General features: G+C 69.1%; 13 protein-coding genes. 5 read left to right on the top strand and 8 right to left on the bottom strand.

Annotated elements, in window-relative coordinates:
• Positions 1-4 precede the first annotated feature (4 nt).
• The 4 genes from MRBLMI1_RS05335 to MRBLMI1_RS05350 all read left to right on the top strand — a co-directional run bounded on the left by MRBLMI1_RS05335 (position 5) and on the right by MRBLMI1_RS05350 (position 4,433).
• Positions 5-814 (top strand): c-type cytochrome, encoded by an 810-nt coding sequence (locus MRBLMI1_RS05335; protein WP_367727261.1) that lies wholly within the window; start codon positions 5-7, stop codon positions 812-814.
• Positions 815-853: 39 nt separating this feature from the next.
• Positions 854-1,912 (top strand): ubiquinol-cytochrome c reductase iron-sulfur subunit, encoded by a 1,059-nt coding sequence (locus MRBLMI1_RS05340; RefSeq protein WP_367727270.1) that lies wholly within the window; start codon positions 854-856, stop codon positions 1,910-1,912.
• Entirely contained in the window at positions 1,909-3,747 is a 1,839-nt protein-coding gene (locus MRBLMI1_RS05345; RefSeq protein ID WP_367727271.1) for a cytochrome b, read from the top strand. Before MRBLMI1_RS05340 ends, MRBLMI1_RS05345 begins: the two co-directional genes overlap by 4 nt.
• A gap of 251 nt (positions 3,748-3,998) precedes the next feature.
• Complete coding sequence (locus MRBLMI1_RS05350) at positions 3,999-4,433, top strand: rhodanese-like domain-containing protein (protein WP_367727273.1); 435 nt, start codon at positions 3,999-4,001, stop codon at positions 4,431-4,433.
• A gap of 273 nt (positions 4,434-4,706) precedes the next feature.
• Here MRBLMI1_RS05350 and MRBLMI1_RS05355 read toward each other — a convergent pair whose 3' ends face one another.
• The 6 genes from MRBLMI1_RS05355 to MRBLMI1_RS05380 form a co-directional block, all read right to left on the bottom strand.
• Positions 4,707-5,498, bottom strand: a complete 792-nt coding sequence (locus tag MRBLMI1_RS05355) for a PP2C family protein-serine/threonine phosphatase (protein ID WP_367727275.1) — start codon at positions 5,496-5,498, stop codon at positions 4,707-4,709.
• Between the two features lie 4 nt (positions 5,499-5,502).
• Positions 5,503-5,919, bottom strand: a complete 417-nt coding sequence (locus MRBLMI1_RS05360) for a cytochrome c oxidase subunit 4 (protein WP_367727276.1) — start codon at positions 5,917-5,919, stop codon at positions 5,503-5,505.
• A gap of 4 nt (positions 5,920-5,923) precedes the next feature.
• Positions 5,924-7,687, bottom strand: a complete 1,764-nt coding sequence (gene ctaD / locus MRBLMI1_RS05365) for a cytochrome c oxidase subunit I (protein WP_367727277.1) — start codon at positions 7,685-7,687, stop codon at positions 5,924-5,926.
• Positions 7,688-7,689: 2 nt separating this feature from the next.
• Positions 7,690-8,574, bottom strand: a complete 885-nt coding sequence (gene coxB, locus MRBLMI1_RS05370; RefSeq protein WP_367727278.1) for a cytochrome c oxidase subunit II — start codon at positions 8,572-8,574, stop codon at positions 7,690-7,692.
• 168 nt (positions 8,575-8,742) lie between these two features.
• Positions 8,743-9,108, bottom strand: a complete 366-nt coding sequence (gene erpA, locus MRBLMI1_RS05375; protein WP_367727279.1) for an iron-sulfur cluster insertion protein ErpA — start codon at positions 9,106-9,108, stop codon at positions 8,743-8,745.
• A 73-nt stretch (positions 9,109-9,181) separates the two neighbouring features.
• A complete protein-coding gene (locus MRBLMI1_RS05380) occupies positions 9,182-10,576 on the bottom strand; it encodes a dipeptidase (RefSeq protein ID WP_367727280.1) in 1,395 nt (464 codons plus the stop codon).
• Positions 10,577-10,621: 45 nt separating this feature from the next.
• On the opposite strand from MRBLMI1_RS05380, the gene MRBLMI1_RS05385 reads away from it, so the two are divergent.
• Entirely contained in the window at positions 10,622-11,194 is a 573-nt protein-coding gene (locus MRBLMI1_RS05385; RefSeq protein ID WP_367727281.1) for a DUF3043 domain-containing protein, read from the top strand.
• 62 nt (positions 11,195-11,256) lie between these two features.
• Here the strand turns inward: MRBLMI1_RS05385 and MRBLMI1_RS05390 are convergent, their stop codons facing one another.
• Both MRBLMI1_RS05390 and nrdR read right to left on the bottom strand, forming a co-directional pair.
• Positions 11,257-12,282 (bottom strand): quinone-dependent dihydroorotate dehydrogenase, encoded by a 1,026-nt coding sequence (locus MRBLMI1_RS05390; protein ID WP_367727282.1) that lies wholly within the window; start codon positions 12,280-12,282, stop codon positions 11,257-11,259.
• A gap of 49 nt (positions 12,283-12,331) precedes the next feature.
• Positions 12,332-12,817, bottom strand: a complete 486-nt coding sequence (gene nrdR / locus MRBLMI1_RS05395) for a transcriptional regulator NrdR (protein ID WP_367727283.1) — start codon at positions 12,815-12,817, stop codon at positions 12,332-12,334.

Genomic DNA, 12,817 nt, shown 5'->3' on the forward strand with positions numbered 1-12,817 from the left:
CACCATGGCACGAGAGAAGAACAAGCGCCGCGCATCCGGACGCCGCAGTCCCCTGGCCGCCGCCGCCCTCATCGGCATCGGCCTGCTGCTGACCGGTGGCATCTACGCCGGCGCGACGGCCGCGATGGCGGCATCCGATGTCCCCGAGTCGCAGTCCACCTCCGCCACCGCGGTCGAGGACGGCGAGAAGCTGTTCCAGGCGAACTGCGCCACCTGCCACGGTCTCGACCTGCAGGGCTCCGACCAGGGCCCGTCGCTCTTCGGCGTCGGTGAGCTGTCGGTGCACTTCCAGGTGTCGACCGGACGCATGCCGCTGCAGGCGCAGGGACCCCAGGCCCCCGTCAAGCCGGTGCAGTTCACCGAGGAGCAGATCAACGCCCTCGCCGCTTACGTCCAGGCGTCGGCCCCCGGCCCCGCCTACCCGTCGGCCGAGCTGCTCGACGGCGAAGGCGACGTCTCGCACGGCGCCGAGCTGTTCCGCATCAACTGCGCGATGTGCCACAACGTCGCCGGCGCCGGCGGCGCGCTCACCGAGGGCAAGTGGGCCCCCGGGCTGCACGAGACGAGCGGTCTCAACATCTACGCCGCGATGGTCACCGGCCCGCAGAACATGCCGGTCTTCAACGACCTGAACCTGACGCCCGAAGACAAGCGCGACGTCATCTCCTACCTGATGTTCCTCCAGAAGTCCGAGTCCCCCGGCGGGTTCTCGCTCGGATCTCTCGGACCGGTTTCTGAGGGTCTTTTCATCTGGATCTTCGGCATCGGGGCACTGATCGCCCTCACCGTGTGGATCACGGCGAAGTCCAACTGATCGTCGTCACCGACGCAACGTAAACGTACGAGGAGCACCATGGCACACGAGGAAGACGCACTCGAGCACGGAAGGGCTTCGTGGAAGCCCTCCGCCGGGCTCGCCGTCGCGGTTCCCGACTCCGTGGAGAACCCGGGCCTGCCGCCGCACCGTCACCGTGCGACGGACCAGGACCCGCAGACGATGAAGCGCGCCGTTCGCACGGTCTACACGCTGTTCTACGTCTCGGTCGCCGCGAGCATCTGGGCGAGCATCGCCTACATGATCTTCCCGATCGAGTCGGGCGCGCTGATCGACATCCGCTACAACAACCTGTTCATCGGACTCGGCATCGCCTTCGCGCTGCTGGCCATCGGCATCGGCGCGATCCACTGGTCGAAGTCGGTCATGTCCGACAAGGAGTACATCGAGGACCGCCACGCCACGCGTGGGCAGGACACGACCCGCGAGGCCGCGGTGAACGTGTTCGTCGAGGCCGACAAGGACTCCGGCTTCGGTCGTCGCGAGATCATCCGCAACTCGCTCTTTGCCGCCCTGGCCGCCTCGGTCATCCCCGGCATCACCCTGTTCCGCGGCCTCGCACCGCAGGACCAGAACCCGGTCGCGCTCCTCAGCCACACCATGTGGGAGGAGGGCATGCGCCTGGCGCACGACCCCTCGGGCCGTGCCATCCGCGCCGCGGACGTCACCCTCGGCTCGGCCTTCCACGTCATCCCCGAGGAGCTCGCGGGCCTCGGCCACGACGAGGGCTACCTCGAGGAGAAGGCCAAGGCGATCGTGCTGCTCATGCGTCTGCAGCCCGAGCAGCTCAACCCCGAGACCAACAACCTCGACTGGTCGTACGACGGCATCGTCGCGTACTCCAAGGTCTGCACGCACGTCGGGTGCCCCGTCGCCCTGTACGAGCAGCAGACCCACCACCTTCTGTGCCCGTGCCACCAGTCGCAGTTCGACGTCGCGAATGGTGCGGCCGTCATCTTCGGCCCGGCCGCCCGTCCCCTGCCGCAGCTCCCCATCACCGTCGACGCCGAGGGCTACCTCGTCGCGAAGGGTGACTTCCAGGAGCCCGTCGGCCCCAGCTTCTGGGAGCGCTCATGAGTACCGGTACTCACCCCACCGAGAACGTCACCACCGAGCCGGCCGTCTACTCCGGTCCCCCGGCTGCCGGTCGTGACGGCAAGCCGCTCGGCGGCCGCTTCGTCGGCGCGGCGGCGAACTACCTCGACGAGCGCACGAGCCTCTCGGGCATCGTCAAGGAGATGGGTCGCAAGATCTTCCCGGACCACTGGTCCTTCATGCTCGGCGAGATCGCGCTCTGGAGCTTCGTCGTCGTGCTCCTCTCGGGTACGTTCCTGACGTTCTTCTTCCAGGCGTCCATGGTCGAGACGCACTACGACGGCGCGTACGAGCCCATGCGCGGCATCGCGATGTCCGCGGCGATGGAGTCGGCGCTGCACATCTCGTTCGACCTCCGCGGCGGCCTGCTGGTCCGTCAGATCCACCACTGGGCGGCGCTGGTCTTCGTGGCCGGCATCGGCGTGCACATGCTCCGCGTGTTCTTCACGGGCGCGTTCCGCAAGCCGCGCGAGCTCAACTGGGTGGTCGGATTCATCCTCTTCATCCTCGCGATGGCCGAGGGCTTCACCGGCTACTCGCTCCCCGACGACTTGCTCTCGGGCAACGGTCTGCGCATCATCGACGGCATGATCAAGGGCCTCCCGCTGATCGGCACCTGGACCTCGTTCCTGCTCTTCGGCGGCGAGTTCCCGGGCACGGCGATCGTCGGACGTCTCTACACGCTGCACATCCTCCTGCTGCCGGCGATCCTCGTCGCGCTGCTGGCCGTGCACCTGATGCTGATGATCATCAACAAGCACACGCAGTTCGCCGGCCCGGCCCGCACGAACAGCAACGTCGTGGGCTACCCGATCCTCCCGGTGTACGCGTCGAAGATGGGTGGCTTCTTCTTCATCACGTTCGGCGTCATCGTCCTCATCGCGGCGCTGTTCACGATCAACCCGATCTGGAACTACGGCCCGTACGACCCGTCCCCGGTGTCCGCGGGTACGCAGCCCGACTGGTACATCGGCTTCGCCGACGGCATGCTCCGTCTCATTCCGCCGCACCTCGAGTTCGTGCTGTTCGACCACACCTTCTCGTGGAACATCATCATCCCGGTCGGCATCCTGGGCCTGTTCATCGTCCTGGTGCTCATCTACCCCTTCATCGAGGCGTGGATCACCGGCGACAAGCGCGAGCACCACATCGCCCAGCGTCCCCGCAACGCGGCGACCCGCACCGCCATCGGCGCGGCCGGCGTCACCTTCTACGCGGTCATGTGGGCGGCGGCCTCGTCGGACATCATGGCGACCCACTTCCACCTCACGATGGAAGGCGTCATCCACACGCTGCAGGCCCTGCTGATCCTCGGCCCGATCCTCGCCTACTTCGTCACCAAGCGCATCTGTCTCGCGCTGCAGAAGAAGGACCGCGAGATCGCCCTGCACGGCTACGAGTCCGGTCGCATCGTCCGCCTCCCCGGCGGCGAGTACATCGAGGTGCACCAGCCGGTGGACGAGTTCGAGCGCTGGAAGCTCGTCGACAACGAGACATACGAGCCGCTCGTCGTGCGTCCCAACGCCAAAGGTCAGATCTCCCCGCTCCAGCACCTGCGTGCGGCCGCCTCGCGGTGGTTCTTCGAGGACCGTCTCACCCCGCTGACGCAGGCGGAGCTGGATGCCGCTATCGCACACCAGCACCACTCGCTCGACCACATCGACCGCGAGGAGGCCGACGAGATCGCCGGTGCGAACGCGCGGGCCGCGGAGGACGGACGTCTGCCGATGTCGCCGACGCACGAGAAGGCCGAGGTCGAGCTGCGTCAGCCGCGCGGTCTGGAAGAGCGCAACCGTCGCGACGACACGGGCGAGTAAGACCCGTCGTCCCTCTCGAAGCCCCCGGCGCCTCATGCGCCGGGGGCTTCGTCGTTCCCGTCCGCCCGCGGCGTTCTCCGGGCCGGCCCGCCGGCGGCGTTTCCCGGGCCGTGCAGGGCCGTGCCGCACGCCCGTCCGCCCGTGTGTGGCGGCTCCGCTCCCCTGCTCCCGCCAGGACGTGGCAGGAACCGGCGCATCGATGACGTTCGGCCGCCTCGGCAGCGCGCTCGGTGGGCCCTACCGTGGGGGTCATGACCGACGCTTTCGCCCACTTCTCCGCACGCCTCGCCTTCGAGACCGACTGTGCGGACGTCTACGCGGACCAGCGTGCCGGCGTCTCGTTCGCGCTCGTCGACGTCCGTGGCGAGGATGCATGGCGGCAGGGCCGTATCAGCGGGGCCGTGCACCTGCCTCACGCGGAGATCGCCGCACGCGCGCCACAGGAGATTGACAGGTCCCTCCCGGTCGTCGTGTACTGCTGGAGCCCCGGATGCAACGGTGCCCATCGCGGCGCCCGGGAGTTCGCCCGCCTCGGCTACGACGTGCGCGAGATGCTCGGCGGCTACGAGTACTGGGTGCGCGAGGGACAGCCGTGGGAGACCGACGACGGCCCTGAACAGCGTGTGTTCGACCCGCTCGTCATGGTCGTGCGGCAGAAGCCGCAGACGGCGTCCGCGACGGCGTGAGCGTTCCGTGACGGCGTGAGCGACTGTGCTGGCGCCCGAGCGTCTGTGCTTGCACCTGAGCGTCCGTGGAGGCGCCTGAGCGTCCGTGGAGGCGCCTGAGCGCCTGTGCTGGCTCCTGAGGATCTGTGGCGGACTCCGCCCGCCTTGACGGCCGGCGCTTCCGTGGAGGTGCCTGACCGTCTGCGACGACTCCTGAGCCTGCCCTGACGGCCAGACCTTCCGTGGAGGCGCCTGAGCGCGCCGTGGAGGCCGGCACGGCCGCCGACAGCGCCGTCAGGCCGTCTGCACGTCCTCGGCGAACCAGCGCGTCGCAGAGCCGAAGAACACCGGCTCCGGTCCTCCACGGTCGTCGTCATCGACGACGTCGCAGACGACGACGGTGACGTTGTCGCGGGTGCCCGCCTCGAGGGCGAGGGCAACGGCCGACGCCGCGGCGGCCTGCGGGTCCGGGGCGTCCGCGACCAGCTGCGCCACATCCGCTTCGGGGACGTAGTCCGTCAGACCGTCGCTGCACAGCAGCCAGCGGTCGCCGACGGTCGGACGCCGCTCGGCGACGGAGACGACGTCACCCTCCGCACCCGCGAGCGATGCAGTGATGATGTTGCGGCGCGGGTGAGCGGCCGCGGCCTCGGGCGGGATGATGCCGTGGTCGACGAGAGCCTGGACGTACGAGTCGTCGCGGGTCTCGCGCGAGAAGGCACCGTCCCGCAGGAGGTAGGCGCGCGAGTCTCCCGTGTGCGCGAGGAGCAGGTCTCCGGATGCCGCCAGGAAGACCCCCGTGAACGTGGTGGCCATGCCCTGCAGGGCGGGATCGCGCTCGACGTGGGCGCGGATGTCCCAGTTGGCCTCGCGGATGCGGACGAGGAGGTCGTCGGCATCCATCTCCGTCCCCCGTGTCGCCACGAGGCGGTGGATCAGCGCCGCGGAGGCCAGGTCTCCCGACGGTCCTCCCCCGACGCCGTCAGCCACCGCCGCACCCCAGGACGCCGCGAAGGCGGCGTCCTGGTTGGTGGGACGGTGGGCGCCGGCGTCGGAGACGGCGGCGACGTTCAGCCGGAGGGGCACGGGATCAGCGCGCGAAGTACCCGCGGTAGTACTCGTACACCCAGCCGACGATGGCGATCGCGAAGACGCCGAAGCCGATCGGGACGAGCCAGCTGCCGACCGCGAGACCCATGGCGGCGATCGCGGCCGAGGCCGCGAGCACGATGGGCCACCAGGACCAGGGGCTGTACTCGCCCATCTCGGGGTCGCCGTCGTCGATGTCCGCGGTGAGGATGTCCTCGGGCAGCTCGCCGCCCTGGGCCTTCTGCACCCGGCCCAGATAGAACGCGATCATTGTGCCCATGAGACCCGTGAAGACGAGGGCGACGGTGCCGACCCACTCCACCGAGCCGTGGCTGATGACGTTCCATACGGCGTACATGACCGCGACGGCGAAGAAGAACGCGGTGAGGATCCACCACAGTCCGACATTGGTGCGCATGGACTTACTTCACCTCTCCAGCAGCGGCGTCGACGACCGGGGCGTCCGGAGCGTCCTTCGCCGGGCCCACACCGACCGGGATGCCGGCCTCGGGGTGGTTCAGGTCGAACGCGGGCCGCTCGCTGCGGATGCGCGGGATGGACGTGAAGTTGTGACGCGGCGGCGGGCACGAGGTGGCCCACTCGAGGGAGGCGCCGTAGCCCCACGGGTCGTCGACGGTCACACGCGGCGCCTTGCGGGCGGTGATCCAGACGTTCAGGAGGAACGGGATCATCGATGCGCCGAGGATCATCGAGCCGATGGTCGAGACCTGGTTCTCCCACTGCCAGCCGTCAGCGGCCGCGTAGTCGGCGTAACGACGGACCATGCCGTCGACGCCCAGCCAGTGCTGGATGAGGAACGTCATGTGGAAGCCGACGAACAGCATCCAGAAGTGGACCATGCCGAGACGCTCGTTGAGCATCTTGCCCGTCCACTTCGGCCACCAGAAGTAGAAGCCCGCGAACATCGCGAAGACGACGGTGCCGAAGACGACGTAGTGGAAGTGGGCGACGACGAAGTACGAGTCCGACAGGTGGAAGTCCAGCGGCGGCGACGCGAGGATGACGCCGGTGAGACCACCGAAGACGAACGACACGAGGAAGCCGAGGGCGAAGACCATCGGGGTCTCGAACGTCACCGATCCGCGCCACATGGTGCCGATCCAGTTGAAGATCTTCACGCCGGTGGGCACCGCGATGAGCATCGTCATCAGGGCGAAGAAGGGCAGGAGCACACCACCGGTGACGTACATGTGGTGCGCCCACACCGCGACCGAGAGCGCCGCGATGGCGATCGTCGCGTACACGAGCGTCTTGTAGCCGAAGATCGGCTTGCGGCTGAAGACCGGGAAGATCTCCGAGACGATGCCGAAGAACGGCAGCGCGATGATGTACACCTCGGGGTGACCGAAGAACCAGAACAGGTGCTGCCAGAGCAGCACGCCGCCGTTCTCCGGGTTGTAGATCTGGGCGCCGAGCACGCGGTCGGCGGCGGCGGCGAAGATCGCGGCGGCCAGGACCGGGAAGGCCAGCAGCACGAGGATGCTCGTGATGAGGGTGTTCCAGGTGAAGATCGGCATGCGCCACATCGTCATGCCCGGGGCGCGCATCGTGAGGATCGTGGTGATGAAGTTCACCGCGCCGAGGATGGTGCCGAAGCCGCTGATGCCCAGACCCAGCATCCAGAGGTTTCCTCCGACGCCGGGCGAGAAGCTCGCGTTGGCGAGCGGCTGATAGGCGAACCAGCCGAAGCCGGCCGCACCCTGCGGGGTGAGGAAGCCGGAGACGGCGATGGTCGACCCGAACAGGAAGAGCCAGAAGGCGAAGGCGTTCAGACGCGGGAAGGCGACGTCGGGAGCGCCGATCTGCAGCGGCAGGAGCGCGTTGGCGAAGCCCGCGAACAGCGGCGTCGCGAACATGAGCAGCATGATCGTGCCGTGCATCGTGAACAGCTGGTTGTACTGCTCTTTCGTCGGGATGATCTGCATGCCCGGCTCGAACAGCTCGGCGCGGATGATGAGCGCCATCACGCCGCCGAGCATGAAGAAGATGACGGACGCGATCAGGTACATGTACCCGATGGTCTTGTGGTCGGTGGAGGTGATCCACTTGACGACCAGGTTGCCCTTCTGCTCGACACGCGTGGTGCTGAGCAGAGCGGCCTGACGCGGCGGGAGGGTCGTCGGTCGCCCGGCGCCCTTCTCCTGCAGAGGAAGCGTCGTCGCCATGATCACTCGTTCCCTTCGGTGGCAACCGTCGTGCTGAGGTTCTGCAGTCGCTGCAGGTCGCTGATGTCGCCCACGTCGCCGGCCGCCCGCAGGGTGTCGAGGTAGTCCTCGTACTCCTGCTCGCTCACGACCTTGACGTTGAACAGCATCGCGGAGTGGTACTCGCCGCACAGTTCGGCGCACTTGCCTTCGTACGTGCCCTCGCGGGTCGGCGTGAAGGACCAGTAGTTCTCGCGCCCGATGTACATGTCCTTCTTGTAGAGGAAGTCGACGATCCAGAAGGAGTGGATGACGTCGCGCGAGCGGAGCTCGATCTGCACCGTCTTGTCGACCGGCAGGTACAGCGTGGGGACGTCGTCGAGGTCGTAGCCGTCGGAGGTCTCCTGCGCCTGGACGCCCATGCTGTACACGGCGTCGGAGTTGTCCTCCTGCTCGCCGTTGTACTGGAAGTCCCAGGCCCACTGCTTGCCGTACGCGGTGATGGACACGTCCGGGTCCTCGTACTGCGTCTCGAGGATCGTCTGGTCGCGCGCGGTGAAGGCGAAGAAGCCGACCACGAGGATCAGCGGCACGACCGTGTAGAAGATCTCGACCGGCATGTTGTAGCGCAGCTGCACCGGGAGGCCGGACTGGCCCTTGCGACGCCGGTAGGCGATGACGGACCACAGCATGAGGCCCCACGTGATGACACCGACCGCGAGGAGGACGATCCACGAGTTGACCCAGAGACCGGCGACCATGTCGGTGTGGTTCGTGGCGGGCGTGCCGTCCTCGACGAAGCCGGGGAGGAAGCCGTGCAGCTGCGACGTGGTGCAGCCGGCCAGAAGCGTGGCCGAGGCGATCCCGACGGGGAGCGCTGCCCAGCGGAGGCGACGTTTGGAGGGCACAATGCACCTTTCCGAGTCAGGGATGTTGCTCTCGACAGTCTAGAGCAACCTCCTAGGGTCCTCAGGCCAATCGTCCAGCACCGAGACATCGAAAACCCCCGGAATCCACGGTGTGATCCGCGGTTCCGGGGGTTGTCGAATCGGCGAGGACGCCGGGCCCGTCGGGCGTCAGTGGAAGCTGTCGCCGCAGGCGCAGGAGCCCTGCGCGTTGGGGTTGTCGATCGTGAAGCCCTGCTCCGAGATCGTGTCCTTGAAGTCGATGCTCGCACCGTCGAGGTACGGCACGCTCATGTCGTCCACGATGACCTCGACGCCGTCGAAGTCGACGACCTTGTCGCCGTCGAGGTAGCGCTCGTCGAAGTAGAGCTGGTAGATGAGTCCGGAGCATCCGCCCGGCTGGACGGCGACGCGCAGACGCAGGTCGTCGCGGCCCTCCTGCGAGAGCAGGCTCTTGACCTTGTCGGCAGCGGCGTCGGACAGGGCGACGCCGTGCTCACGGGTGGCGGGGGCGGACGACAGGGTGGTGTCGGTCATGACGAAGCCCTTCGGATGAATCGGACGCGGACGGTCACGAGTCTACGCCCGCCGCGCCCGGATCGGTCCGAGATCACGCCGACCGCTCGTTCAACCGGGCCAGGAGCAGCGCCTCGGACACGACGGCGTTGCGGAAGGTGTCCAGGTGCAGCGACTCGTTCGGGCTGTGGGCGCGCGAGTGGGGGTCCTCCACACCGGTGACCAGGATCTGCGCGCCGGGGAACTCCGCGACGAGGTCGGCGATGAACGGGATCGACCCGCCCACGCCCACGTCGACGGACTCGACCCCGTAGCCGTCGGCGAACGCGGCGCGGACGTCCTCCACCGCGTAGCCCGAGGTGTCGACGAGGAACGCGTCGCCGCAGTCGACGTCGGCGAACTCGAGGTGCGCGCCGAACGGCGCGTGGGCGCGCAGGTGCGCCTCGATCGCCGCGAAGGCCTCCTCGGCCTTCTGCCCGGGGGCGACGCGCGCGCTGATGACGACGCGGGTCTGCGGGGCCAGGGTGTTGGACGCGGCCTCGACGGAGGTGGCATCCATTCCGGTGATGGTGATCGACGGCTTGTTCCACATCCGGCTGAGGATCGTGCCGCGGCCGATGGGCGAGACCCCGTCGAGGAGTCCCGACTCGGCGCGGAGGGTCTGCTCGTCGTAGGCGGGCGTCTCGGCGTCGCGCTCGTGGAGCCCCTCCACCGCGACCGCGCCGTCGTCGTCCCACAGCGTCGCGAGGAGCTTGACGGTCGCGAGCATCGCGTCGGGGACCGCGCCGCCGAGCATGCCCGAGTGGGACGCGTGGTCCAGGGTGCGCACCGTCAGCGTGAACCGGGCGTTGCCGCGCAGGGAGACCGTGAGCGCGGGGGTGCGCTCGTCCCAGTTGCCCGAGTCGGCCACGACGATCACGTCGGAGCGGAGCACGTCGGCGTGGTCGGAGAGGAACTGGCCGAACGAGCGGGAGCCGTACTCCTCCTCGCCCTCGATGAACATGGCGATGCCGAGGTCGAGGTCGTCGCCGAGCGCCTCGCTCACCGCGCGGACGGCCGCGACGTGCGCCATGACGCCGGCCTTGTCGTCGGCTGCGCCGCGACCGTACAGGCGGCCGTCGCGGACCGTCGGCTCGAACGGCGGCGACTCCCACAGCTCGTCGTCTCCCGGGGGCTGGACGTCGTGGTGGGCGTAGAGCAGGACCGTCGGGCGCCCGTTGCGGGCGGCACGGGATGCCAGGACGGCGGGCTGACCGACCTCGTCGGTGCCGGGGATTGCGGCGCGGGCCACCTCGACCCGGTCGAAGACGCCAGTGCCGCGCACGAGCTCGGCCACCGCCTCGGCGCTGCGGACGACGGCGGACTGGTCGAACGCCGGCCAGGCGATGGAAGGGATGCGGACGAGGGCGCCGAGGTCGGCGAGAGCGGTGGGGATGCCGGCGGATGCGGCCTCACGCACAGCATCCTGCCGGGACAGGTCGAGGGTCATGCGGGTAATCTTAAGTCTCCTGATCAGCGATCCCCGAGGTTTCCCGTGGCCAAGTCATCCGCCCCCGCCCCCAACGACACCCCCGTCGAGCCGACGGACCTCGGTTCGGGCAAGGGCCGCGCGACGCCGTCGCGCGCCGAGCAGGAGGCGGCGCGTCGGCGTCCCCTCGTCGCCGACACCAAGGAGGCGAAGCAGCGTGCGCGAGCCGAGCTCGCCGCACAGCGCGAGAAGGCGCGCGTCGGCATGGCCGCCGGCGAGGAGCGCTACCTCCCCGTCCGCGACAAGGGTCCGCAGCGCCGCTTCGCCCGCGACTTCGTCGACGCCGGGTGGCACCTCGGCGAAGGCGTGATGCCGTTCATGATCCTCGTCATCGTGGCCACGCTCATCCCCGTCGGCTTCTTCCAGTACTGGTCGTTCGTCGCGCTGTGGATCTTCATCCTGTTCGTGGTCGGCGACATGATCATCACCTCCATCCGCGTCAAGCGGGCCGCCAAGGAGAAGTTCGGCGAGACCAAGGTCGAGAAGGGCCTCGGCTGGTACGCGGCGATGCGCACGGTCCAGATGCGCTTCATGCGCCTGCCCAAGGCGCAGGTCAAGCGCGGGCAGTACCCGGTCTGAGTCCCCGGACAGACGGAAGCGGCGCGTCCCCTCGGGGGCGCGCCGCTTCCGTCTCCGCAGGCTCAGTGTCCGCGGGCGAGACCGCGGTTGATCTGCCGCGCCCAGAGCGGCCCGCGGTACAGGAACGCGGTGTAGCCCTGGACGAGCGTCGCCCCGGCGGCGAGACGCGCGCGGACGTCCGCGGCCGTGTCCACTCCCCCGGCCGAGACGACGACGAACTCCGACGGGACCGCGGCGCGCACCAGGCGCAGCACCTCGAGGGCGCGCGCCTTCAGCGGCTCGCCGGACAGCCCGCCGGCACCCATCGCCTCGACCGCGGCCGGGTCGGCCGTCAGCCCTGTGCGTGCGATCGTCGTGTTCGTCGCGATGATCCCGGCGAGTCCGGTATCCACCGCCAGATGAGCGATGTCCTGCACCTCGTCGTCCGCGAGGTCCGGGGCGATCTTCACGAGCAGCGGCGTCGAGCGGGCGGCATCCCGGACCGCGGTCAGCAGCGGACGGAGCGTCTCGACCGCCTGCAGACCCCGCAGGCCGGGGGTGTTCGGCGAGGAGACGTTGACGACGAGGTAGTCGGCCAGCGGTGCGAGCAGACGGGCGCTGCGGACGTAGTCGGTGGTCGCGTCCTCGACGGCGACGGCGCGGCTCTTGCCGATGTTGACCCCGAGGACCGGGCGGCGACGCGAGCGGCGCAGCGCCCGCAGTCGGCGCGCGGCGACGGCGGCACCGTCGTTGTTGAACCCCATGCGGTTGATGACGGCGCGGTCGGCGACGAGGCGGAACAGGCGGGGCTTCGGGTTGCCCGGCTGCGGCAGCGCCGTGATCGTGCCGACCTCGACGTGTCCGAAGCCGAGGGCGTGCAGGCCCTTGCCCATCGTGACGTTCTTGTCGAACCCGGCGGCCACGCCGAACGGCGAGTCGAAGCGCAGGCCCAGGGCGTGAACCTCGGCGCCGGGGGCGGGCGCGGTCAGACGCCGCGCGACGGCGGCGACGGGGGGAAGACCGACGGCACGGATGACGAGAGCGCCGAGGTGGTGCGCGCGCTCCGGATCCATGCGGGCGAGGACCGTGCGGAAGAGGAGGGGATACATCACCGCCAGGGTACTGGACCGTCGCGGGCGAGAACTCCCGGGGCGGGCGTCAGTCCGCGGCCGGGACGGGGCGGGCGGCCGCGCGGGCGGCGTGATCCGCGCGCAGCTGCGCGATCGCCGCGTCGAAGTCGTCCAGCGACTCGAACGCCTGGTACACGCTCGCGAAGCGCAGGTAGGCCACCTCGTCGAGCTCGCGGAGCGGACCGAGGATCGACAGGCCGATCTCGTTGGCCTCGATCTGCGACGACCCCGTCTGCCGGATCGCCTCCTCGACCTGTTGCGCGAGCATCGCCAGGTCCGCGTCCGTGACGGGACGGCCCTGGCAGGCCTTCCGCACCCCCGAGACGACCTTCTCGCGGCTGAACGGCTCGACGACCCCCGACCGCTTGATGACGTTCAGGCTCGCCGTCTCGACGGTCGAGAACCGGCCGCCGCACTTCGGGCACTGCCGACGACGACGGATGCTGAGACCGTCGTCGCTCGTGCGCGAGTCGATGACCCGGGAGTCCGGGTTCCGGCAGAAGGGACAATGCAT

Origin of the sequence: Microbacterium sp. LMI1-1-1.1, from assembly GCF_040815675.1 — a bacterium.
In the GTDB taxonomy this organism is placed as follows: Bacteria; Actinomycetota; Actinomycetes; order Actinomycetales; family Microbacteriaceae; genus Microbacterium.

What these genes read in the sequence shown, in the direction of transcription:
- MRBLMI1_RS05335 (WP_367727261.1), top strand. Translation starts at nt 5, where the DNA reads ATGGCACGAGAGAAGAACAAGCGCCGCGCATCCGGACGCCGCAGTCCC.
- MRBLMI1_RS05340 (WP_367727270.1), top strand. Translation starts at nt 854, where the DNA reads ATGGCACACGAGGAAGACGCACTCGAGCACGGAAGGGCTTCGTGGAAG.
- MRBLMI1_RS05345 (WP_367727271.1), top strand. Translation starts at nt 1,909, where the DNA reads ATGAGTACCGGTACTCACCCCACCGAGAACGTCACCACCGAGCCGGCC.
- MRBLMI1_RS05350 (WP_367727273.1), top strand. Translation starts at nt 3,999, where the DNA reads ATGACCGACGCTTTCGCCCACTTCTCCGCACGCCTCGCCTTCGAGACC.
- MRBLMI1_RS05360 (WP_367727276.1), bottom strand. Translation starts at nt 5,919, where the DNA reads ATGCGCACCAATGTCGGACTGTGGTGGATCCTCACCGCGTTCTTCTTC.
- ctaD (WP_367727277.1), bottom strand. Translation starts at nt 7,687, where the DNA reads ATGGCGACGACGCTTCCTCTGCAGGAGAAGGGCGCCGGGCGACCGACG.
- erpA (WP_367727279.1), bottom strand. Translation starts at nt 9,108, where the DNA reads ATGACCGACACCACCCTGTCGTCCGCCCCCGCCACCCGTGAGCACGGC.
- MRBLMI1_RS05380 (WP_367727280.1), bottom strand. Translation starts at nt 10,576, where the DNA reads ATGACCCTCGACCTGTCCCGGCAGGATGCTGTGCGTGAGGCCGCATCC.
- MRBLMI1_RS05390 (WP_367727282.1), bottom strand. Translation starts at nt 12,282, where the DNA reads ATGTATCCCCTCCTCTTCCGCACGGTCCTCGCCCGCATGGATCCGGAG.
- nrdR (WP_367727283.1), bottom strand. Translation starts at nt 12,817, where the DNA reads ATGCATTGTCCCTTCTGCCGGAACCCGGACTCCCGGGTCATCGACTCG.